The following is a 19,472-nucleotide window of genomic DNA, read 5'->3' as shown; positions in this document are numbered from 1 at the left end:
GAACTAACCCGCGGAACGGCCGGGGCACCGCCGAAACGCCGGGTTAACCATCCCGGCCGCGACTTCATGGAAAATAAACGCTGTCTTCGAGAACAGCGCCGTTTGCCGACGTGGTGAATCCACAACGGGCCGTCGTTTACCAAACCGATCGAGTTTTGGTTTCTGATCCGTTGCGTTCACCGGCGCCTTCGGGCGTGTCCACGACGAAACCAGTTCAGAGTACGTCGATGTTCAGGAAAACCACACTCGCCTTGTTGACCAGTGCGTCCTGTCTTGCCGCCGGCCTGCCACATGCGGCGGCCTATGAAACGTCACCGGTGCCCGAGCCCACGGTGATTTACGGGGCGCGCCAGGCGCCGCAGCCCGCGCCGGTCCGCACCGCTTCGGCGCAACGCTCCAATATGGGCGGCGGCTTCATCGAGTTTCTTTTCAGGGACGGCGGCGAGCCGTCGCACCCGGGTTACTACGAGCCACCGCCGTCCTACGAGCAGCGGCGTCAATACCTGCCGCCGATGGATCCGCAGGCCATGCGTCAGCCCGAGGCGATCGATCCGGCGCGGCCGGCGTTCGATCCGCGATACGAAAAGCAACTCGTCGATTACCAGGGCAACGAAAAGCCGGGGACCATCGTCGTCGATACGCCGAACAAGTTTCTGTACCTGGTGCAGGGCGACGGCCGGGCACTGCGCTACGGCATCGGCGTCGGCCGGCCGGGCTTCACCTGGTCGGGCGTCAAGACGATCTCCGCCAAGCGCGAATGGCCGTCCTGGACGCCGCCGAAGGAAATGCTGGCGCGCCGTCCCGATCTGCCGCGGCACATGGAAGGCGGCCCGGACAATCCGCTCGGCGCGCGGGCGATGTATCTCGGCTCGTCGCTGTATCGGATCCACGGCTCCAACGAACCGTGGACGATCGGCACCAACGTCTCCTCCGGCTGCATCCGGATGCGCAACGAGGACGTCATCGACCTCTATGGCCGCGTCAATGTCGGCGCGCGGGTGGTGGTGATCTGATCGCCGCCGCCCGTCACGACAACGGCCGCCCGTGGGCGGCCGTTTCTGTTCGGGGAGTGGCGAACCCGGTCGGTTCAGGCGAAGTCGCTGTCGCCGCCGCCGTCGAAATCGTCGGAGTCGAGATCCATGTCGTCCTGGTCGTAGCCGGCGTCGGCCATGCGATCGTTGCTCGATCCCGGATCCATCGCGCTCTGGCGCGACGAGCCGTCATCGACGCCGCCGCGCTGCGAGCCGATGTCGCCGAGGCCGGCCTGCTGCGCGAGATTGCCGCCCGAGGAATCGCCGCCCCACGGGCTCTGGGTGCCGCCGCCGAGGCCGGACTGATCCGCCGCGCTCTGCTGGCCGCTGCCGCCGCCCATCATGCCGCGGATGCTGGAGAGCAGCAGCGAGCCGCCGACCACACCGGCCGCCGCCGCCGCGGCGGTGCCGAGGAACGATCCACCGCCGCCGCCCATCGGCGAAGCCGCGCCGCCGCCGAACGGGCTGCCGAATCCGCCGCCCTGTTGCGGGGCGTATTGGCCGGGTGAAGGTTGGCCCATCTGCTGTTGTCCGAGCACCTGCCCGGTATTCCAGGCCGGTCGGCCGCCGCCGGGAGGCGGCACGTTCGGGACCGAACCGCGCTGCTGACCCTGACCGAAGATCGTATCACGCATCGTGTCGAGGAAGCCGCCGCCGCGATGAGAGTCGGCTTCGCCGTCGCTTTCCAGTTCCTGAATGCGCTCGTGCGCTCGCTTCAGCGCCTCGTCCTGCACCAGCACGGTCTGCACCAGCCCATAGATCGCATTCGGCGCAACCCGCTGGCCCTGGGCGATTGCCGCGGCTGCGTCGGGATCGCGCGGGGCGGATTCGAGACGGGCGAGCCTTTCGAACAGATCGTCCACAAGCTGGCGTTCTTGCGGTGTCATGATGGTCTCCCTGAGCATCCGTTACCTCACACGACGCGCGATCGCGGAAAGCGGCGCAGCGGGCGTGAGCCTGGAAAATGTAGGGAGGGTTTGGGCCGCAATAAGTCCCGGCCGGGATTAATTTTTGGTATGCGACAGAACGACCGGCGCCGGAGTGACCGCGGGCTTGCGCCCGCAGGTCACTTTGTCGCCAAGATCACATTGTGCTCCGCGAGTAGCGGCAGGAAGCGGTCGCCGGCGAGAAAAGCGTGTTCGCGTTCGCGCTGATCGGTGAACGGATCGAGACTGATCAGCACATCATCGACGAAGCCGGGATGGCACATCACCAGCCCGCCGTCGGGCAGGCCGTCGAGAAACGACGCCAGCAGCTTTTCGAAATCGGTCTCGCGGGCAAAATCATAGGCGCCGGCGAAGCCGGGATTGAACGCCAGCCCGGCGCGCGTCGCGCGCAGCCGGAATTGCCGGCTGAGCACGTCGAGCAAGAGCGGCTTCGGTGCGCCCAGTCGTTGCGCCAGCGGCTGCGCGCGGCCGCATTGCCGGACCCAGGCGTTCGGCGCCAGCGCCTTCACCACGCCGACGAAGGCGTCGCGGACCTGCGGAAACAGTTGCACGTGCTGATGGCCGTCGACGTAGTCCGGCATCCGTCCGAACCGCTCGGCGAAGGCTTCGAGCTGCGCGGTCAATTCCGCGGCGATCAGATGCGGGTCGTGCCGGCGCAGCAGGCTGCCACGCAGCTTGCGGCCGAGCGGCAGGAAGATCCCGCCATGCAGCGGCCGGTAGTGCATCGTCAGCGGCGAGAACGGCGCGGTCAGCGTCGCGTGCAGGCCGATGGCGCAGTCGGGATTGGCGGCGGTGGCGTCGAGCAGAGCGCGGACGTCGGTCCGAGTGATCGCCGGCGCCACCATCATCACCGACGTCGCGTTGATACGCCGGCGCTCGATCAGGTCGAGGATCGCGCGGTTGACGCCCGGGCTGATGCCGTAATCGTCGGCGCACAGCCAGATCCGCCGCGGCGCAGCGTCGCTCATTCGGCGGCGGTCTGCTTGGCCGGGCCGGCGTCGGCGTTCGGCTCGGAATTCCGGACGCTGTGCTCGGCGACGAAGTAGATCGGCCGCGCCTTCAGCTCGGACAGGATCTTGCCGATATACTCGCCGACGATGCCGATCATCAGCAATTGCACGCCGCCGATCGTCATCATGCCGACCATCAGCGACGGATAGCCCGGCACCGACTTGCCGCCGACCCAGGTCTCCCATAGAATCGACAGTCCGAACAGGAACGCGCCGAGCGCCAATGCGGCGCCGAGCAGGCTGGCGATCCGCAGCGGCGCCACCGAGAACGAGGTCAGGCCTTCGATCGACAGGCCGATCAGCCGGCCGGCGCTGAAAGTGGTGAAACCGTGGGTGCGCGGCGCCGGTTCGTAGTCGACCCGGAACTGCTTGAAGCCGATCCAGCTCGCCAGCCCCTTGAAGAAGCGGTTGCGCTCGGGCAGCAGCTTCAGCGCCGCGGCGGCGCGCGGCGACAGCAACCGGAAGTCGCCGGCGTCTTCCGGAATCTTCTGCCGCGCGCCCCAATTGATCATCGCGTAGAAGCCGCGCACCGCGGCGCGGCGCAGCCGCGGCTCGTTGTCGCGATGCGCCTTCGCGGTGTAGACGACGTCGTAGCCGTCGTCGATCCAGTGCGACACCAGCTTCTCGACCAGCTCCGGCGCGTGCTGGCCATCGCCGTCCATGAACAGCACCGCGCCGCGGCGGGCGTGATCGAGGCCGGCGAGCAGGGCTGCCTCCTTGCCGAAATTGCGCGACAGCGACACCACCTGGACGTCGATGCCATTGGCCGGCAGGTTGCGGGCGATGCTCAGCGTCGCATCGGCGCTGCCGTCGTCGACATAGACCACTTCGCAGGCCAGCCCGTAGCGCTGCCGCAGCGTCGCCGCGAGCGTCGCCAGCCGATCGTGCAGCGCCGGCAATCCGGCGGCCTCGTTGAACGCCGGCACCACGATCGACAGCCCCAGCGCAACTGCGCTTGCACCGGCGCTCAGGCCTGACAGGTCACTCCCCAGTCTCATCGGTCGGTTCCGGCTTGGCTTGCTGTGTTGTTAGTTCCGCACGCATCGGTCCACTGCACGATATGGCGGCGGCGCGGTGCTGTCGCCATGTCGGCGGAACCATAACCCGGCATTATTGCCTCAGGAATGCTGCAAGTTTGCTGAACAGCGGATTGTCCTTGTCGAACACGTAGTCGAGCGAGGCCACCGACACCGTGTCGGCGCCGTGGTCGCGCAGGAAGCTGCCGAGCCCGTAGATCTGCGCCGGCGGGCAGTGCAGCGTCAGCATCCCCGAGGAGGTCGGCCCGCCGAACGGCGACACCACGCCGAACCGGCTGTGCGCCTCGGCGAGCAGCGCGTCGTTGCAGCCCGTGAAGCGGGTGCGGACTTCCTTGTATTTGCTGGCGCGGGCGCGCGAGGCGATCTGGTCGAGGATCACGCGCGCCGTCTCGCGCGTCTCGTCCGACCAGTCGGCGTCGCGCGAGGCGACCAGATTGGCCTGGCTGCGCAGCATGACGCCGTCGTCGAGCACCTTGAGGCCGTTGGCGGCCAGCGTCGCGCCGGTGGTGGTGATGTCGACGATCATCTCCGCGGTGCCGACCGCGGGCGCGCCCTCGGTGGCGCCGGCGCTTTCGACGATGCGGTAGTCGACGACATTGTGCTGGGCGAAGAAGCCGCGCGTCAGGTTGATGTATTTGGTCGCGACCCGCATCCTTCGATTGTGCTGGGCGCGGAAGCCGGTGGTGACGTCGTCGAGATCCGCCATGGTGCGGACGTCGATCCACGCCTGCGGCACCGCGACGACCACATTGGCGTAGCCGAAGCCGAGCCCGTCGATCAGCAGCACGCGGCGGTCGGCGTCGGCGATGCTCTCGCGCAGCAGATCCTCGCCGGTGACGCCGAAATGCACCGAGCCGCGCGCCAGATTGGCGGCGATCTCGCTGGCCGACAGATACGCGACCTCGACATTGTCGAGGCCGGCGATGGTGCCGCGATAGTCGCGGGCGCCGCCGGACTTCGACAGCGCCAGACCGGCGCGGGCGAAGAAGGCTTCGGCGTTTTCCTGCAGGCGGCCCTTGGACGGGACCGCGAGAACGAACGGCGCGCTCATGCCGCACCTCCGGAGACCGTGGTTTGCGTCATCGCCTCGATCCAGATCGAGAAGCCGACCGCGGGGATCGGGGCGCTCGCGCCGAGCTGACTCATCAGCCCGTCATAGCGGCCGCCGGCGACCAGCGGATCGTCGCCATTGCCGGCGCGGTGAAGCTCGAATTCGAAGCCGGTGTAGTAATCGACGCCGCGGCCGAACGAGGTCGAGAACCGGGTCTTTGCGAGGTCGATGCCGCGCGCGGCCATGAAGCCGATCCGGCTCTCGAACTGATCGATCGCCGCATCGATCGCAAGTTGGGCGTCGGCGGCGAGCGCGCGAAGCTGTTGCAGCGCGTCGTTCGGATCGCCGCTGATGGCGAGGAAGCGCTGGATCTTCTGCAGCGCGTCGCGCGGCAGCGCGCCGCTCTTCAGCGTCGATTGTTCGAGGAAGCGGTCGGCGATCTCGGACACCGCGCGGCCGCCGAGCGTGGTGGCGCCGGCGATCGACATCAGGTCGGTGACCAGCGCCAGCGCCGCCTTGCGGTCGGAGCCGGCCAGCGCCGCCAGCACGCCCTCGTATTCGTTGGCGCTGGAGGTCGCGAGCGTCAGCCGCTCGAGGTCCTGCGCCAGGCTGATCTTACGGTTGAAGTCCTTCATCAGCCGCCGCCGCCACACCGGATACAGCCCGAGCGCGTCGATCAGCGCCGAGAACAACGCGACGTCGCCGGTGCGGATGTCGATTTCAGTGAGGCCGAATGCGGAAGTTGCTTCCAGCCCGAGCGCCAGCATCTCGGCGTCCGCCGCGGCGCGGTCCTGTCGGCCGAAGGATTCGATGCCGGCCTGCAGGAACTCGCTCGGCTTGCCGCTGCGTTGGCGGAACACCGGGCCGAGATAGCAGAACCCCGCCGGCTGGCCGGCGCCGGGCGAGGCGAGATAGTCGCGCGCGACGGGAATCGTCAGGTCGGGGCGCAGGCACAGCTCTTCGCCGCTGGAATCGGTGGTGAGGTAGAGGCTCTTGCGGATGTCCTCGCCGGAGAGGTCGAGGAACGGGTCGGCCGGCTGCAGGATCGCCGGCTCGGCCCGGACATAGCCGGCCTGGCTGAACGATTGCAGCAGCGCCTCCGCCCACTCGGCGGATCCGGTCGCGCGAGCGGCGGCGGTCTTGGTCATGGTCGAAATTCCAGCGGTCCCGGGCAGGGAAGGGGCAAAAGGGTCGTCTGCGCAGCCCTTAACACGGCCGAATGACAGTTTCGACCGTCATTCAAGAGATGCGTTAAGGCCGTTTGGGGCCAATCGTTGAACGCCACTCCTGTGTCGTCGCCGCGCAGGCGGGGACCCATACGCCGTAGCATCTCGACTGAAGTCCGGTGGCAGTGGCATTCCTTTGCTTGAAAAGCCGGGGGGTTATGGATCCCCGCCTGCGCGGGGACGACTCGTTGCGGGTGTTGCGGCTGAACATTTGATCATGTGCGATAGGCCGACTGGCTACGCCGTCCAATCACCCGCCACCGCCTGGACCAGCGCCAGCGCCGCGACCGCGGCGGTGTCGGCGCGCATGATGCGGGGGCCGAGCGCCAGCCGCAGGATTTTCGGCTGTCGCAGCAAAAGCTCGCGCTCGTCGGCGGCGAACCCGCCTTCTGGGCCGACCAAAAGGTCGATTCCCTGCGCAGCCGCGGGGCGGGCGGCCTGCAGCGCGGCGACCGGATTGGCGACCTCGGCGTCCTCGTCGCAGAATACCAGCAGGCGACTGCTTTCGGCCCGGACCGCGAGCCAGCGCTCCAGCGCGACCGGTTCCTCGACCCCGGCGAGGCTGAGGATGCCGCATTGCTCGGCCGCCTCGATCACATTGGCGCGCATCCGCTCGGTGTTGAGCCGATGCACCTGGGTGTGCCGCGTCAGCACCGGCTGCAGCCGCCCGGCGCCCATTTCGACGGCCTTCTGCGCCATATAGTCGAGCCGCGCGTGCTTCAGCGGCGCGAATGCGTAGGTCAGATCGGGCAGGCGATCCTGCGGCCGGGTCTGCTCGGCGACTTCCAGTTCTTCCGGTCGCTTGCGGCCGGCGAGCACGGCGCGCCACTCGCCGTCGCGGCCATTGAAGGCGAGCACCGGCGCGCCGGAACCGAGCCGCAGCACGTTGCCGAGATAATTGCTCTGGTCGCGGTTCAGCGGCACCTGCACACCGGCGGCGAGGGCGGCGTCGATGAAAAGACGGGGGCTGCGGAAATCGTATCGGGACATGGCAGTGGGTTCCAGGAGCCGGTTCTAATCCAAACGTCCAGCAAAATCAGCGAGTAAACGTGGCGAACCGCCGCGCTGCCGCCCTATTCCACGGGTTGTTAAGGGCATTCGGGAATCGTAAAAGGCCGAGGGCGACGAGCGCATCGTCGCGCCAGACGGGCATTCGGGGACTGTTTTTGGGGATTCTTGGGGACCATCGAACCTTTGCCGGAGGAGCAGCCTTGATCATCCCACGTTTGATAGTGCCGACGGTCGCCGCCGTCTTTACTTTGCACGCCGTGCAGGCGAATGCGCAAAGCGCATTTCCGGCACCCTTGCCCAACCAGGCCGCGACGTCCACGCAGACGACAGCTCCGATGTCGGCTTTTCCGGCGCCGTTGCCGAACCAGGCCGCTTCGGCGCCTGCGCAGTCCTCGCCGTTTCCGCCGGTCAATAGCGGCAGCGCGTTCGGGGCCGGTGCAGCTCCGCTCGCGGGAGGTGGAGGAGGGTTCGCGCCGCCGCCTCAGCAGGCCGCGCCGATGGGGCAGCAGGCCGGCGGCGAAGAGTGCATGAACGACTTCCTCAAGCTGCGGCAGGACGCCGAGAAGCGCGGCGCGGCGATTCAGGCCGCCGGCAAGCGGAAGGCTCCTGCAGCCGAAGCCTGCAAGCTGATCAACGCCTTCGCGGTCGCCGAGACCAAGATGATCAACTACGTGACCACCAACGCCAAGAAGTGCGGCATCCCCGGCGAGATCGCCGACCAGCTCAAGAAGGGCCATCAGAACACCACGGGGATGCAGAAGAAGGTCTGCGACATCGCGGCCCAGCAGCAGCAGCGCGGTCCGGCCGGCCCGAGCCTCGCCGACGTTCTCGGCTCGTCGGCCGCGGCACCCGAGGCGAATACCTCGGCGAAGAAATACGGCGGCACCACGTTCGACACGTTGAACGGCAACGTGCTGCAGAGATGACCGGCGTTCCGATCAGCGGCGCGACGGCGCCGGTTGCCGACTCGACCGGCAACTGGGTCGACAGCCACGCGCCGGAATGGTCGCGGCCCTATCTCCGTCTCGCGCGGTTCGATCGTCCGATCGGTTCCTGGCTGCTGCTGATGCCGTGCTGGTGGTCGGCCGCGCTGGCAGCCGGCATGGCGAAGGACCTCAGCCACCTGCCGCTGTTCTGCGCGCTGTTCTTCGTCGGCGCCTTCGTGATGCGCGGCGCCGGCTGTACCTGGAACGACATCACCGACCGCGATCTCGACGGCAAGGTCGAGCGCACCCGATCGCGGCCGATCCCGTCCGGGCAGGTCAGCGCCCGCAACGCCGCGGCCTTCATGGTGACGCTGTCGTTCATCGGCCTCGCGGTTCTGCTGCAGTTCAACAATTTCACCATCGCGACCGGCATCGCCTCGCTGATCATCGTCGCGGCCTATCCGTTCATGAAGCGGATCACCTACTGGCCGCAGATCGTGCTCGGGCTCGCGTTCTCGTGGGGCGCGCTGATGGGCTTCGCCGGCACCTTCGCGCGGCTCGAACTGGTGGCGTTCGTGCTCTATGCCGGTTCGATCGCCTGGGTGGTCGGCTACGACACCATCTACGCGCATCAGGATGCCGAAGACGATCTGATGATCGGCATCAAGTCCACCGCGCTGTTGTTCGGCGACAGGACTCACGCCGCGCTGATGATGCTGTACGGGCTTTCGGTGACGTTGCTGGGCACTGCTCTGGTGCTGGCCGGCTCCGGCTGGCTCGGCTGGGTCGGGCTCGTTGCCTTCGCGGTGCATCTGGCTTCGCAGATCGTCCGGCTCGACATCCACGACAGCGGATTGTGCCTGAAACTGTTCAAGTCGAACCGCGATGCCGGCCTGCTGCTGTTCATCGGCCTGTCGTGCGACGCGGTCGCCCGGACGATGGCGTAATCATCCGCGCAATCGTCGGCGGCTCGTTCTCTGCGGATCGTGAAGCCGCGCGTGCCGAACTCGCAGCGCGCGGCGTTCCTCGAGGGACTCAGTTTCGGGCGATGATCTCGCGCTCGCCGGCGTAGTTGCGCGGCGCCTCCAGCAGCGCACCGGTGCGCCGTCGCATCAGGAAGCGCGGCCGGCGCCGGCTGATCACGCTGTGGCGGCGGCGGCGTTGCGCGGGTTCGCGCGGCGTGTCGTCGGGCAGTTGCGGCAGCGCGAAGATTTCGCTCCACAGCGCGCGGGCGCGTTCGATCTCGTCGTTGTCGTCGCTGATACACAGCGGCACCGACAGCGACGGATCGCGATGCACCAGCATCAGCATCCGGCCGTCGTCGAGCCCGCGGCAGGCGATGCCGCGGAAGTCGCTGACGCGCACCTTGATCGCCATCCGCATGCCGGCGACGGCGCGGTGCAGGATCACGCGTTCGCGATGCAATTCGATTTGCCGGATGCCGCCATCGGCGCGAACGTCGTGCGCGTCGAAGCGGATCGGCAGTGAGAGGGGGTCGAGCCGCAGAGCGCGGCTCGACCCGACGGGATTGCTCCCGCCTGTTGCTGTTTGACGCCTCACGGCTTTGTTCTCCCCGCCGGATTTATCTGTCCGGTCGATGGGTGAAGGATGCCAGAGCGGCGTCCGGAATCGCTTAAAAAGCTCGGTTAATCGAAGCTTGCGCGGCTTGCTTCGCCCCGCATGATTGACAGAAGCTTGGCCGGCATGATTGACGGAAGCTTGCCGCGAAGCCGACAATGATTTGTTCCTTCGCCGCGCAAGGTGCTTGAAGTCCGCGCCGAACAGGCACATCTGTGAAATCTCGGGATGCGTTTCCGGACCCGCCGTCATTGCTTTCAGCCTCAGGATTTCTGTTTGTGAACTCTTCACCAAGCGTCCGATCGCCGTCGTCGCCTTCCAGGGATCAAGACCTGCTCGATCAGTCGGCGTTGAGCGAACTGGCGCAACGGCTGGTCGAAGCGGCGACGCGCGCCGGCGCCGATCAGGCCGATGCGGTCGCGGTGCGCGGCGTCTCGCACGGCGTCGAAGTACGCGACGGGCGAATGCAGGAATCCGAGCGCTCGGAGGGCGACGACGTCGGCCTGCGCGTGCTGGTCGGCCGCCGTCAGGCGGTGGTCTCGACCAACGACATCACCGGCGACGGCGTGTCGAAGCTCGCCGAGCGCGCGGTGGCGATGGCCCGCGTCGCGCCCGACGACAAATATGTCGGCCTCGCCGATCCGGCGCTTTTGGCCCGCGATTTTCCGCAGCTCGATGTGCTCGATCCGCAGACCCCGTCGACCGCCGAGCTGGAGCGCCGGGCGCGCGAAGCCGAGCAGGCGGCGCTGGCGGTCGAGGGCGTCACCAAATCGGGCGGCGCCTCCGCCTCGTCGGGGATCGGCGGCATGGTGCTGGTGACTTCGACCGGCTTCCACGGCGCGTTCCTGCGCTCCAGCCACGGCATCTCGATGACCGCGATCGCTGGCGACGGCACCGGGATGGAGCGCGACTACGAATACACCACGGCGCCGCACGCCGCGGATCTGATGTCGCCGGAAACCGTCGGCCGTGTCGCCGGCGAGCGCACCGCGGCGCGGGTCGGCCCGCGCAAGGTCGAAACCTGCAAGGTGCCGGTGATCTTCGATCCGCGCGTCGCAGGCTCGCTGGTCGGGCATCTGGTCGGCGCCGTCAACGGCGCCGCGATCGCGCGCAAGACCTCGTTCCTCAAGGACCGGCTCGGCGACAAGCTGTTCCGCGACGGCATTCGCATCGTCGACGATCCACTGCGCAAGCGCGGGCTGCGTTCGCAGGCGTTCGATGCCGAGGGCGTCGCGGTCAAGGAACTCGCGATCGTCGATGACGGCGTGCTGACCACCTGGCTGCTCGACTGCGCCACCGCGCGCGAACTCGGGCTCACCACCACCGGGCACGCGCATCGCGGCGTGTCGTCGTCGCCGTCGCCCGGGCCCTATAATCTGCATCTCGAAGGCGGCACGATGAGTCCGGCCGAGCTGATGGGCGACATCAAGCAGGGCTTCTACGTCACCGATCTGATCGGCTCCGGCGTCAACGGCGTCACCGGCGACTACAGCCGCGGCGCCGCGGGTTTCTGGATCGAGAACGGCGAATGCACCTACGCGGTCAGCGAGGTCACCATCGCGGGCCATCTGATCGAGATGTACAAGACGCTGACGCCGGCCAATGATCTGACCTTCCGCTACGGCGTCAACGCGCCGACGCTGCGGATCGAGGGGCTGACGATTGCCGGACGCTAGTCCCGATACGCGGCATAGCGAAGCCGGAGGGCGCGACGCCGCGCTGCTGGCCGAGACGGTCCGCGAGGCGGGCGCGCTGGCGCTGTCGATGTTCCGCACCAAGCTGCGCGAGTGGACCAAGGGCGCGTCGTCGCCGGTGTCCGAGGCCGACATCGCCGTCAACGATCTGATCCGCGACCGGCTGCAATCCGCCGTTCCAGAATACGGATGGCTGTCCGAAGAAAGCGCCGACGATCCAGCGCGGCTGGACAGCCAGCGGGTCTGGATCATCGACCCGATCGACGGCACCCGCGCCTATCTCGCCGGGCGCGAGGACTGGTGCGTCTCCGCGGCGCTGGTCGAGAACGCCTCGCCGATTCTCGCGGCGGTATTCGCTCCGGTCAGTCAGGAGTTCTTCTTTGCCGCCCGGGGGGCGGGGGCGACGCTGAACGGGCTCCCGATTCGCGCGAGCGCCGGCCCGGATCTGGATTTCATCAAAGTTGCGGGGCCGAAACCGTTGATCGAGCGGCTCGCGCTGCCGGAAGGCGCTCACATTCTTCCGCGGATCGGCTCGCTGGCATTGCGTTTATGTGGCGTCGCCGATCGTCGGATCGACGTCGCGTTCGCAGGTGGGCAAAGCCGCGACTGGGACCTTGCCGCGGCCGATTTGATCGTGCACGAAGCGGATGGTACACTAACAACCCTCGCGGGCGAAGCCATCGTCTACAACCGTCCCGAGGTCACGCACGGCGTTCTGGTGGCCGCGGGGCGCGATCGTCATGCTCGAATCGTCGAGCATTTTCGCAATCGCCCTGCGAGTTGAGCCTGCATCTGCCCGTTTGCCGCTGAGGAACCTCGATGCCCGACACTGCGCAGCAATTGCTTCATCTCGTCATCGGCGGCGAGCTCGAGGATCTCGAGAACGTCACCTTCCGCGACCTCGACAAGGTCGACATCGTCGGGGTGTATCCGAGCTACGCGTCGGCCTTCGCGGCGTGGAAGGCGAAGGCCCACCAGACCGTCGACAACGCCCACATGCGCTATTTCATCGTTCATCTCCATCGCCTGCTGGATCCCGGCCAGGACGCAAAGCTGGCACGTTGACCGGGCTCGCTGTGCGATGACGAGCGCGTCACCCCCGCGGTGGCAGACGGGGCCTTCGCTGGCCGAACCGTTGCCGATGACGCTGCGCGTCTATCAGAGGCTTACCGCCGGCATGGCCCCACTGGTCCCGCTGCTGATCAAGCGGCGGCTCAACCAGGGCAAAGAGGAGGCGGCGCGGGTCGACGAGCGCCGCGGCGTCGCCGCGCATGTGCGGCCGCACGGACCGCTGGTGTGGATTCATGGCGCCAGCGTCGGCGAGGTGCTGGCCGCGGCCGGGCTGATCGAGCGGCTGCGCGCGCTCAATCTGCGCATCCTGCTGACGTCGGGAACCGTGACCTCGGCGGCGGTGGTGGCGAAGCGGTTTCCGCCCGACATCATCCACCAGTTCATCCCCTATGACGCGCCGCGCTTCGTCGCGCGCTTCCTCGACCACTGGCAGCCGTCGCTGGCGCTGTTCATCGAATCCGACCTGTGGCCGAACCTGATCCTCGCCTCGGCGGCGCGGCGATTGCCGATGGTGCTGATCAACGGCCGGATGTCGCAGCGCTCGTTCCCGCGCTGGCGCCGGGCCTCGGCGACGATCGGCACGCTGCTCGGCAAATTCGACATCTGCCTGGCGCAGTCGCGGATGGATGCGGAGCGGTTTTCGGCGCTGGGCAGCCGCAACGTCATCACCACCGGCAATCTGAAGATGGACGTCGAGCCGCCGCCGGGCGACCCGGCGCGGCTGGAACGGCTGATGGCGGTGACGCGCGGCCGGCCGGTGATCGTCGCCGCCTCGACCCATCCGGGCGAGGAGGAGATCCTGCTCGACGTCCACCGCACGCTCATCGGCGTGTTTCCTGCGCTGCTCACCGTGATCGTGCCGCGGCATCCGCATCGCGGCGAACAGATCGCCGGTCTGATCGAGGCCTCCGGCCTGCACGCCGCATTGCGCTCGCGCGAGCAACTGCCGACCGCGGCCACCGCGATCTACGTCGCCGACACCATGGGTGAACTCGGCCTGTTCTATCGGCTGGCGCCGATCGTGTTCATGGGCGGTTCGCTGATCGAGCACGGCGGCCAGAATCCGATCGAGGCGGTCAAGCTCGGCGCCTCGATCGTGCACGGCCCGCACGTCTCGAATTTCAGCGACGTCTATCGCGCGCTCGACGACGAGGGCGGCGCCTTCACCGCGGCCGACGCCGCCGCGCTGGTCAGGCGGTTCGGCCAGTTGCTGTCCGACGCCAATGCGCGCCAGACCTCGATCGATGCCGCGACCCGCGTGGTCGACCGGCTCGGCGGCGCGCTGGACCGCACCGTCGCCGCGCTCGAACCCTATCTGCTGCAATTGCGCATCGAGCAGGGCGCCGCCGATGCGTGAGCCGGGCTTCTGGCACCGGCCTCCTTCGTTGCTGTCGCGATTGCTGCTGCCGCTCGGCGCCGTCTACGGCGAAATCACGTCCTGGCGGATGCGCAAGACCGGCGTCGAGGCCGGCGTGCCGGTGATCTGCGTCGGCAATTATCATCTCGGCGGCGCCGGCAAGACGCCGACGACGCTGGCGCTGGTGCAACTCCTCCGCGATCTCGATGAAAATCCGGTCGTGCTGAGCCGCGGCTATGGCGGCCGGCTGCGCGGACCGATCGGCGTCGATCCGCAACGCCACGGCGCGGCGGATGTCGGCGACGAGCCGTTGATGATGGCGCGCAGCGTGCCGGTGGTGGTGGCGCGCGACCGCGTCGACGGCGCGGCGCTGGCGCGATCGCAGGGCGCGAGCGTCATCGTGATGGACGACGGCTTCCAGAATCCGGCGCTGCTCAAGCATGTCGCGCTGATCGTGATCGACAGCCGGCGCGGCGTCGGCAACGCTTGCGTCTTTCCCGCCGGCCCGCTGCGCGCGCCGCTGCCGCTGCAGATCGAACGCACCGACGCGCTGATGATCATCGGCGACGGCGCGGCGGCCGATGACGTCGCGGCGCAGATCGCAGCGCAGGGCGGCGTCCTCCTGCGTGCGCAGCTTCGGCCCGACGAGGCCTCGGTGGAGCGGCTGCAGGGGCAGCGCGTGCTGGCCTTCGCCGGCATCGGCGACCCGGCGCGGTTCTTCGCGACGCTGCGCGCCAGCGGCATCGACGTGGCGGAAGCGCGGGCATTCGCCGATCATCATCCGTTTACGGCGGACGATCTCGCGAGCCTCGCCGACACCGCCCGCCGCGACGGCCTGACGCTGGTGACGACCGAGAAGGATCTGGCGCGGATCGGGGCCGCGGCGGCAACGCTCGGCAGCGCCATCGTTCCGTTCGCGGTGACGCTGGCGGTCGACGATCCGGTAAGGTGGCGGGGCTTCGTGCTCGAACGGCTCAATCAGGCCCGCGCCGGTCGGTTTCGTCGGCGGAGCTGAGCGATCCGCGATTGACTGCGCGGCCGATTTGACGATCCTGCCGTCATTGCCGGTTGTGCTCATCGATTGAATTGAGAGTTTCTCTTCCGCCGAGTGAAGACCGCCTCGCAACCCGAGGCGCCAGGGGATGGTGGCATTGGTGGATCGTCTGCAGATCGTCGTTCCCTGCTTCAACGAGGAAGAGGCGCTGCCGGAAACCGCGCGGCAACTCTGCGGCGTGATCGAATCCTGCATCGCGCGCGGATCGATCGCGAATTCGAGCAGCGTGCTGTTCGTCGACGACGGCTCCTCCGACAAGACATGGCGATTGATCGAGGCGCTGCACGCGTCGCAACCGCAGCGCTACGATGGCATCCGGTTGTCGGGCAATTTCGGGCATCAGGCGGCGCTGTGGGCGGGGCTCTCGGCCTCGACCGCCGAGATGGTGGTGACGATCGACGCCGATCTGCAGGACGATCCGAACGCGATCGAGACCATGGTGGCGCGCTATCACGACGGCGCCGACATCGTTTACGGCGTCCGCTCCGAGCGGCAGTCCGACACCTGGTTCAAGCGCAACTCCGCCGGCCTGTACTACAAGCTGCTCGGCCTGCTCGGCGCCGAGATCCTGCCGCAGCACGCCGACTTCCGGCTGATGAGCCGGCGCGCGATCGCGGCGCTGCTGCAATATTCGGAAACCAACCTGTTCCTGCGGGCGCTGGTGCACCGGCTCGGCTTCGAGACCGCGCAGGTCGCCTATCGGCGCACGCCCCGCGTCGCCGGCGCGACCAAGTACCCGCTCGGCAAGATGCTGCATTTCGCGATCGACGGCATCACCTCGTGGTCGGTGGCGCCGCTGCGGGCGATCGGGATCATCGGTCTCGCGGTGTCGCTGCTCGCCTTCCTGCTCGGCCTCTGGACGCTGTGGGCCAAACTGTTCACCGACCAATCGATTCCCGGCTGGGCCTCGATCATGCTGCCGCTGATGCTGTTCCAGGGGTTGCAGTTCATCTTCCTCGGCGTGATCGGGGAGTACGTCGGCAAGATCTTTCTGGAGACGAAGCGGCGGCCGCGATTCATCGTTCGCGAGACCGCGAGCGACGGCATCGCCGCGCGGCCGGACCGGCGCGAGCGCGAAGGAGGCGCGCGATGACCGGGGCGTCGCTCACCGCCGCGCCGCCGGCGTCGGATCGCTGGATCGGACTTGCCGGCCGCGCGCCGGTGCTGGCGCTCGCTGCGGCGGCTTTGCTGGCGATCTCGGTGAAGCTGTTCCTGGTGTTCACGCCGAACGAGATGGACGCGTTCTGGATCTACTCCTGGGCGGTCAATCTGGTCGATCACGGCATCCGCGCCGACCGCTTCTTCTATCCGAACGACCTGGTCGGGGGCACCTACGTGTTCTCGATGATCCCGACCGCGCTGATCGCGGCGGTGTATGCGCTGATGGGCCACGGCTACTGGACCGTGTTCGTCGCCAACGAATTGTGGCTGCTGCTGATCCTCGCCGCGTTCTACGGCTTCCTGCGCGCCGAGTTCGACTACCGTCCGGTGACGGCGCTGACGATGGCGATCGTGCTGTGCCTGATGGAGCCGGTGCTGCGCGGCGTGGTCTCTCTCCGCGCCGAAACGCTGTCGCTGGCGGCGACGCTGATAGCCTTGCTGTGCGTGCGCCGGCCGCGCCTGGTCTGGCTCGGCGGCGCGCTGGCGGTGCTCGCAGTGGAGATCCACGCCACCGGCGTGATCGGCGCCGGCTTCGTCGCGCTGCGCGTGCTGCTGGATCGCATGGGCCTGCGCGCGCTGGTGCAACTCGCGCTGGGCGGCGTGCTCGGCATGGCGCTGTTCTGGGCGCTGCATCCGGACATGGTGTCGCTGCGATGGCTGCACGATCTCGGCGGCCGGCAGGGCACCAACGGCATCCGTTCGCCACTGGCCGCTTACTTCTGGCACGCGCAGTACAAGCGCCATCTGCCGGAACTGGCCTGCATCGGCCTCGCCGGCGCGATCATGCTCCACGCCCGGAGTCTGCCGCAGATCTGGAACGAGGCGCGCGAGCCGATCCTGCAGATCGTGCTGGCGGTGGTGCTGCTGGAACTGCTCGGACGCGGCAGCTATCTCTACGTCGTCTGGATCTTCGTGCCGTTCTATCTGCTGGCGTTGCGGATCCGGCCGTCGGCGCTGCTGCCGCTGCTGGCGTTTCATCTCGCGAGCTATCTGGCGCTGATGCTGTACAATGGCGACTACAGCCACGCGCGGCTCGCCGCGGCCATTCGCAGGGTCGCGGCGCCGAACATGCTGGTGCTGGGGCCGCATCCGGCGTTGCCCGGTGCGCCGACGCCCGATCAATATGTCTGGCTGCCCGAGGATGCCGAGATCGCGCCGCAGATCCGCGGCCTATCGCGGCCGGTGCTGGTGGTCGGCCGCACGTCGCGGCCGGATGTGACGCCGGTCGACCGGGTCGGGGGCTTCTCGATCGGCTGGATGAAAAGCCCACAGGGAGATGCGCGATGACCAGCAGTCCCGACCGCAACGACGGCGCCGCCTCGCGCTGGGCCAGCGATCCCTATCCGGACTACGCGCCCGAGGTGAACCAGTCGATCAATTTCTCGGGCCTCGACCAGTCGTTCTTCACCCGCGGCAAGGCCGACAAGGTGATCGAGAAGGTGAAGAGCCTCGGCCTGGGGCGACCAGCGCGGCTGCTCGATATCGGCTGCGGCCCCGGGCTGATCCACGGCTTCCTGCCGCCATCGGTCTGCGAGGTCTCGGGCGTCGACGTCAGCCCGACGCCGCTCGACATCGCCAGACAGCGCCATCCGGGCAATGACTATCAGCTCTATGACGGCCGCACGCTTCCGTTCGCCGATGCGAGTTTCGATCTGGCGGTCACGGTGTGCGTCGTCCACCACGTCGCCGTCGCCGAATGGGTCGGGTTTCTCGAAGAAGCGCTGCGGGTGCTGCGGCCCGGCGGGGCGCTGGTGATCTGCGAGCACAATCCGTGGAACCCGCTGACGCGGCTGGCGGTGCATCGCTGCGCGTTCGATCACGACGCGGTGCTGCTCAGCGCGCCGACGGCGCGCGCGCTGCTGGCGCAAGCCGGCTTCGCGCCGCCGGAGATCGAGTACATCTTCTTCACGCCGTTCGAGAACGCAGCGGTCCGCAAGATCGAGCACGCGATTCGCAGGCTGCCGCTCGGCGCGCAATACGTCGCCACCGCGCGACGGCCCGTCGCGTGAACGGAAATCGAGCCCGCGGTTTGCCCGGCCGTCAGATCAGCGGCTTCGCCGCCTCGGGATAATGCCGCTGCAGCACCGCGATCGGCGTGGCGTAGGCTTCCTTGAGATCGACGCTCCAGTATTTCAACTCGTCGAGCGGAATCTGCACGCCGGTCACCGCGCAGCGGACATAGGTGCCCGGAGAGATCACGCGGAAATCTCCGTCGAGGTATTGCACCTGCGCTTCGCCCGAGCCCGAGGGGCCAAATTTGTTCAGCACGGCTGATCTCCTGAGATACCGCATGCGGCGAGGCGTTGCCCCGGCCGCTCGCGGTCGATATCTCCCACAGATAGAACGGATGAGCGGCGTTGCAAACCACCGACTTGTGATGAAATCGCAGTTCTGGCGCATGATAATCTGTATTGCGGTGGGCGCTCGCCGGCCGACCGGGATTACCGCCTGGACCTGTGCAATGCGCCTGCCTTTGTTTCTGTCGATTGCGGTTCTGCTCGCCGCGGGGCAGGCCGCCGTGGCGGCGCCCGCGCCCGAAATCGTGAATATTTCGGCGGCGGAGGGCAAGCTCAGCGCATTCCTGTTCAGGCCCCACGGCGACGGTCCGTTTCCCGCGGTCGTCGCCTTGCATGGCTGCGGTGGACTGGTCGGCAGGTCCGGCGCCATCAGGCCACGCTACGCCGATTGGGCCAGACAATTGCTGAAATCCGGCCATGCCGTGCTGCTGCCGGACAGTTACGGTTCACGCGGTCTCGGTCCTCAGTGCGACGCCCGGGGCCGCCGCTCGCTGGCGCGGCGCGAGCGCCTAGCGGACATCGCCGCCGCACGGCACTGGCTCGCGCAGCAGCCCTTCGTCGCGCGCCAGCGCATCGGCCTGATCGGCTGGGACAATGGCGCGAGCGCGCTGCTGTGGGCGGTGCGCCCGCAAACCGTGTCCGCCAGCGGCGAGCCCGAGTTCCGCTCGGCGATCGCGTTCTATCCGGATTGCCGGATCTCGGCGCGGCTCGGATGGAGTGCACGGGTGCCGACGCTGGTGCTGATCGGCGGCAATGACGCCATCAGCTCGGCCTCGGCCTGCCGGGCGATGATCGACGGCGCCCGCGGCCGCAGCGCGCTGGCGCGGATCGTGGTCTATCCCGGCGCCGATCACGATTTCGACCACGCCGGCGTCACGCCGCATCTCGCCGGCGCCGACGATCCGGAAGTGCCTGAGCAGGGCCATCGCGGCTTCGATGCGGCCGCGCGCAGCGATGCCGAAAGGCGGGTATCGCATTGGCTCGGGCGGTGAGTGGCAAATCTAGTCTAGATGGTCGAGCA

The 19,472-nt window shown here is 67.9% G+C and carries 20 protein-coding genes; 12 read left to right on the top strand and 8 right to left on the bottom strand.

The features are described 5' to 3' along the window. Nucleotides 1-227 precede the first annotated feature (227 nt). Entirely contained in the window at nt 228-1,013 is a 786-nt protein-coding gene (locus SR870_RS10480; RefSeq protein ID WP_322517900.1) for a L,D-transpeptidase, read from the top strand. Between the two features lie 74 nt (nt 1,014-1,087). Here the strand turns inward: SR870_RS10480 and SR870_RS10475 are convergent, their stop codons facing one another. The 6 genes from SR870_RS10475 to SR870_RS10450 all read right to left on the bottom strand — a co-directional run bounded on the left by SR870_RS10475 (nt 1,088) and on the right by SR870_RS10450 (nt 7,292). Further along, a complete protein-coding gene (locus SR870_RS10475; protein ID WP_322517899.1) occupies nt 1,088-1,918 on the bottom strand; it encodes a DUF2076 domain-containing protein in 831 nt (276 codons plus the stop codon). Nucleotides 1,919-2,097: 179 nt separating this feature from the next. After that, nucleotides 2,098-2,946: a ChbG/HpnK family deacetylase gene (locus SR870_RS10470; protein WP_322517898.1), complete on the bottom strand. Its 849-nt coding sequence runs from the start codon at nt 2,944-2,946 to the stop codon at nt 2,098-2,100. Continuing rightward, the gene (locus SR870_RS10465; RefSeq protein ID WP_322517897.1) at nt 2,943-3,986 is read right to left on the bottom strand and encodes a glycosyltransferase family 2 protein; all 1,044 of its coding nucleotides are present in this window, start codon (nt 3,984-3,986) and stop codon (nt 2,943-2,945) included. The genes SR870_RS10470 and SR870_RS10465 overlap by 4 nt, the downstream gene beginning before the upstream one ends. Nucleotides 3,987-4,098: 112 nt before the next feature. Further along, nucleotides 4,099-5,076 carry an ATP phosphoribosyltransferase gene (gene hisG / locus SR870_RS10460; protein WP_322517896.1) on the bottom strand — a complete coding sequence of 326 codons (978 nt, stop codon included), beginning with the start codon at nt 5,074-5,076 and terminating at the stop codon, nt 4,099-4,101. Beyond that, a complete protein-coding gene (locus SR870_RS10455; RefSeq protein WP_322517895.1) occupies nt 5,073-6,224 on the bottom strand; it encodes an ATP phosphoribosyltransferase regulatory subunit in 1,152 nt (383 codons plus the stop codon). Before SR870_RS10455 ends, hisG begins: the two co-directional genes overlap by 4 nt. A gap of 315 nt (nt 6,225-6,539) precedes the next feature. Then, the gene (locus tag SR870_RS10450) at nt 6,540-7,292 is read right to left on the bottom strand and encodes a 16S rRNA (uracil(1498)-N(3))-methyltransferase (RefSeq protein ID WP_322517894.1); all 753 of its coding nucleotides are present in this window, start codon (nt 7,290-7,292) and stop codon (nt 6,540-6,542) included. A gap of 221 nt (nt 7,293-7,513) precedes the next feature. Here SR870_RS10450 and SR870_RS10445 point away from each other — a divergent pair, with 221 nt between their 5' ends. Beyond that, entirely contained in the window at nt 7,514-8,239 is a 726-nt protein-coding gene (locus tag SR870_RS10445; RefSeq protein ID WP_322518245.1) for a hypothetical protein, read from the top strand. Next, on the top strand, nt 8,236-9,186 hold the full coding sequence (gene ubiA, locus SR870_RS10440) for a 4-hydroxybenzoate octaprenyltransferase (RefSeq protein ID WP_322517893.1): 951 nt from the start codon (nt 8,236-8,238) through the stop codon (nt 9,184-9,186). The genes SR870_RS10445 and ubiA overlap by 4 nt, the downstream gene beginning before the upstream one ends. An 88-nt stretch (nt 9,187-9,274) precedes the next feature. On the opposite strand, the gene SR870_RS10435 is transcribed toward ubiA, so the two are convergent. Beyond that, a complete protein-coding gene (locus tag SR870_RS10435; protein ID WP_322518244.1) occupies nt 9,275-9,799 on the bottom strand; it encodes a DUF6101 family protein in 525 nt (174 codons plus the stop codon). Between the two features lie 296 nt (nt 9,800-10,095). Here SR870_RS10435 and SR870_RS10430 point away from each other — a divergent pair, with 296 nt between their 5' ends. The 8 genes from SR870_RS10430 to SR870_RS10395 all read left to right on the top strand — a co-directional run bounded on the left by SR870_RS10430 (nt 10,096) and on the right by SR870_RS10395 (nt 18,163). Continuing rightward, nucleotides 10,096-11,493, top strand: a complete 1,398-nt coding sequence (locus SR870_RS10430) for a TldD/PmbA family protein (protein ID WP_322517892.1) — start codon at nt 10,096-10,098, stop codon at nt 11,491-11,493. Then, nucleotides 11,480-12,295, top strand: a complete 816-nt coding sequence (locus SR870_RS10425; protein ID WP_322517891.1) for a 3'(2'),5'-bisphosphate nucleotidase CysQ — start codon at nt 11,480-11,482, stop codon at nt 12,293-12,295. The genes SR870_RS10430 and SR870_RS10425 overlap by 14 nt, the downstream gene beginning before the upstream one ends. Before the next feature lie 35 nt (nt 12,296-12,330). Next, the gene (locus SR870_RS10420; RefSeq protein ID WP_322517890.1) at nt 12,331-12,576 is read left to right on the top strand and encodes a DUF4170 domain-containing protein; all 246 of its coding nucleotides are present in this window, start codon (nt 12,331-12,333) and stop codon (nt 12,574-12,576) included. A 16-nt stretch (nt 12,577-12,592) separates the two neighbouring features. Further along, entirely contained in the window at nt 12,593-13,939 is a 1,347-nt protein-coding gene (locus SR870_RS10415; protein ID WP_322517889.1) for a 3-deoxy-D-manno-octulosonic acid transferase, read from the top strand. Continuing rightward, nucleotides 13,932-14,954, top strand: coding sequence for a tetraacyldisaccharide 4'-kinase (gene lpxK, locus SR870_RS10410; RefSeq protein WP_322517888.1), 1,023 nt, complete (start codon nt 13,932-13,934; stop codon nt 14,952-14,954). Before SR870_RS10415 ends, lpxK begins: the two co-directional genes overlap by 8 nt. Nucleotides 14,955-15,081: 127 nt before the next feature. Further along, nucleotides 15,082-16,086 (top strand): glycosyltransferase family 2 protein, encoded by a 1,005-nt coding sequence (locus tag SR870_RS10405; protein ID WP_322517887.1) that lies wholly within the window; start codon nt 15,082-15,084, stop codon nt 16,084-16,086. After that, complete coding sequence (locus SR870_RS10400) at nt 16,083-17,441, top strand: hypothetical protein (RefSeq protein ID WP_322517886.1); 1,359 nt, start codon at nt 16,083-16,085, stop codon at nt 17,439-17,441. Before SR870_RS10405 ends, SR870_RS10400 begins: the two co-directional genes overlap by 4 nt. Continuing rightward, on the top strand, nt 17,438-18,163 hold the full coding sequence (locus SR870_RS10395) for a class I SAM-dependent methyltransferase (protein WP_322517885.1): 726 nt from the start codon (nt 17,438-17,440) through the stop codon (nt 18,161-18,163). The genes SR870_RS10400 and SR870_RS10395 overlap by 4 nt, the downstream gene beginning before the upstream one ends. A 31-nt stretch (nt 18,164-18,194) precedes the next feature. Here the strand turns inward: SR870_RS10395 and SR870_RS10390 are convergent, their stop codons facing one another. After that, nucleotides 18,195-18,422, bottom strand: a complete 228-nt coding sequence (locus SR870_RS10390) for a DUF2093 domain-containing protein (protein WP_322517884.1) — start codon at nt 18,420-18,422, stop codon at nt 18,195-18,197. Between the two features lie 193 nt (nt 18,423-18,615). On the opposite strand from SR870_RS10390, the gene SR870_RS10385 reads away from it, so the two are divergent. Continuing rightward, entirely contained in the window at nt 18,616-19,443 is an 828-nt protein-coding gene (locus tag SR870_RS10385) for a dienelactone hydrolase family protein (protein ID WP_322517883.1), read from the top strand. The last annotated feature ends 29 nt before the right edge of the window (nt 19,444-19,472 follow it).

Source organism: Rhodopseudomonas palustris, from assembly GCF_034479375.1.
GTDB lineage: Bacteria > Pseudomonadota > Alphaproteobacteria > Rhizobiales > Xanthobacteraceae > Rhodopseudomonas > Rhodopseudomonas palustris_M.
The sequence above is the reverse complement of the archived record's forward strand: the minus strand, read 5'-3'. Positions and strand labels throughout refer to the sequence as shown.

What these genes read in the sequence shown, in the direction of transcription:
- lpxK (WP_322517888.1), top strand. Translation starts at nt 13,932, where the DNA reads ATGCGTGAGCCGGGCTTCTGGCACCGGCCTCCTTCGTTGCTGTCGCGA.
- SR870_RS10455 (WP_322517895.1), bottom strand. Translation starts at nt 6,224, where the DNA reads ATGACCAAGACCGCCGCCGCTCGCGCGACCGGATCCGCCGAGTGGGCG.
- SR870_RS10480 (WP_322517900.1), top strand. Translation starts at nt 228, where the DNA reads ATGTTCAGGAAAACCACACTCGCCTTGTTGACCAGTGCGTCCTGTCTT.
- SR870_RS10395 (WP_322517885.1), top strand. Translation starts at nt 17,438, where the DNA reads ATGACCAGCAGTCCCGACCGCAACGACGGCGCCGCCTCGCGCTGGGCC.
- SR870_RS10475 (WP_322517899.1), bottom strand. Translation starts at nt 1,918, where the DNA reads ATGACACCGCAAGAACGCCAGCTTGTGGACGATCTGTTCGAAAGGCTC.
- ubiA (WP_322517893.1), top strand. Translation starts at nt 8,236, where the DNA reads ATGACCGGCGTTCCGATCAGCGGCGCGACGGCGCCGGTTGCCGACTCG.
- SR870_RS10415 (WP_322517889.1), top strand. Translation starts at nt 12,593, where the DNA reads ATGACGAGCGCGTCACCCCCGCGGTGGCAGACGGGGCCTTCGCTGGCC.
- hisG (WP_322517896.1), bottom strand. Translation starts at nt 5,076, where the DNA reads ATGAGCGCGCCGTTCGTTCTCGCGGTCCCGTCCAAGGGCCGCCTGCAG.
- SR870_RS10405 (WP_322517887.1), top strand. Translation starts at nt 15,082, where the DNA reads ATGGTGGCATTGGTGGATCGTCTGCAGATCGTCGTTCCCTGCTTCAAC.
- SR870_RS10470 (WP_322517898.1), bottom strand. Translation starts at nt 2,946, where the DNA reads ATGAGCGACGCTGCGCCGCGGCGGATCTGGCTGTGCGCCGACGATTAC.
- SR870_RS10420 (WP_322517890.1), top strand. Translation starts at nt 12,331, where the DNA reads ATGCCCGACACTGCGCAGCAATTGCTTCATCTCGTCATCGGCGGCGAG.
- SR870_RS10385 (WP_322517883.1), top strand. Translation starts at nt 18,616, where the DNA reads ATGCGCCTGCCTTTGTTTCTGTCGATTGCGGTTCTGCTCGCCGCGGGG.
- SR870_RS10465 (WP_322517897.1), bottom strand. Translation starts at nt 3,986, where the DNA reads ATGAGACTGGGGAGTGACCTGTCAGGCCTGAGCGCCGGTGCAAGCGCA.
- SR870_RS10400 (WP_322517886.1), top strand. Translation starts at nt 16,083, where the DNA reads ATGACCGGGGCGTCGCTCACCGCCGCGCCGCCGGCGTCGGATCGCTGG.
- SR870_RS10450 (WP_322517894.1), bottom strand. Translation starts at nt 7,292, where the DNA reads ATGTCCCGATACGATTTCCGCAGCCCCCGTCTTTTCATCGACGCCGCC.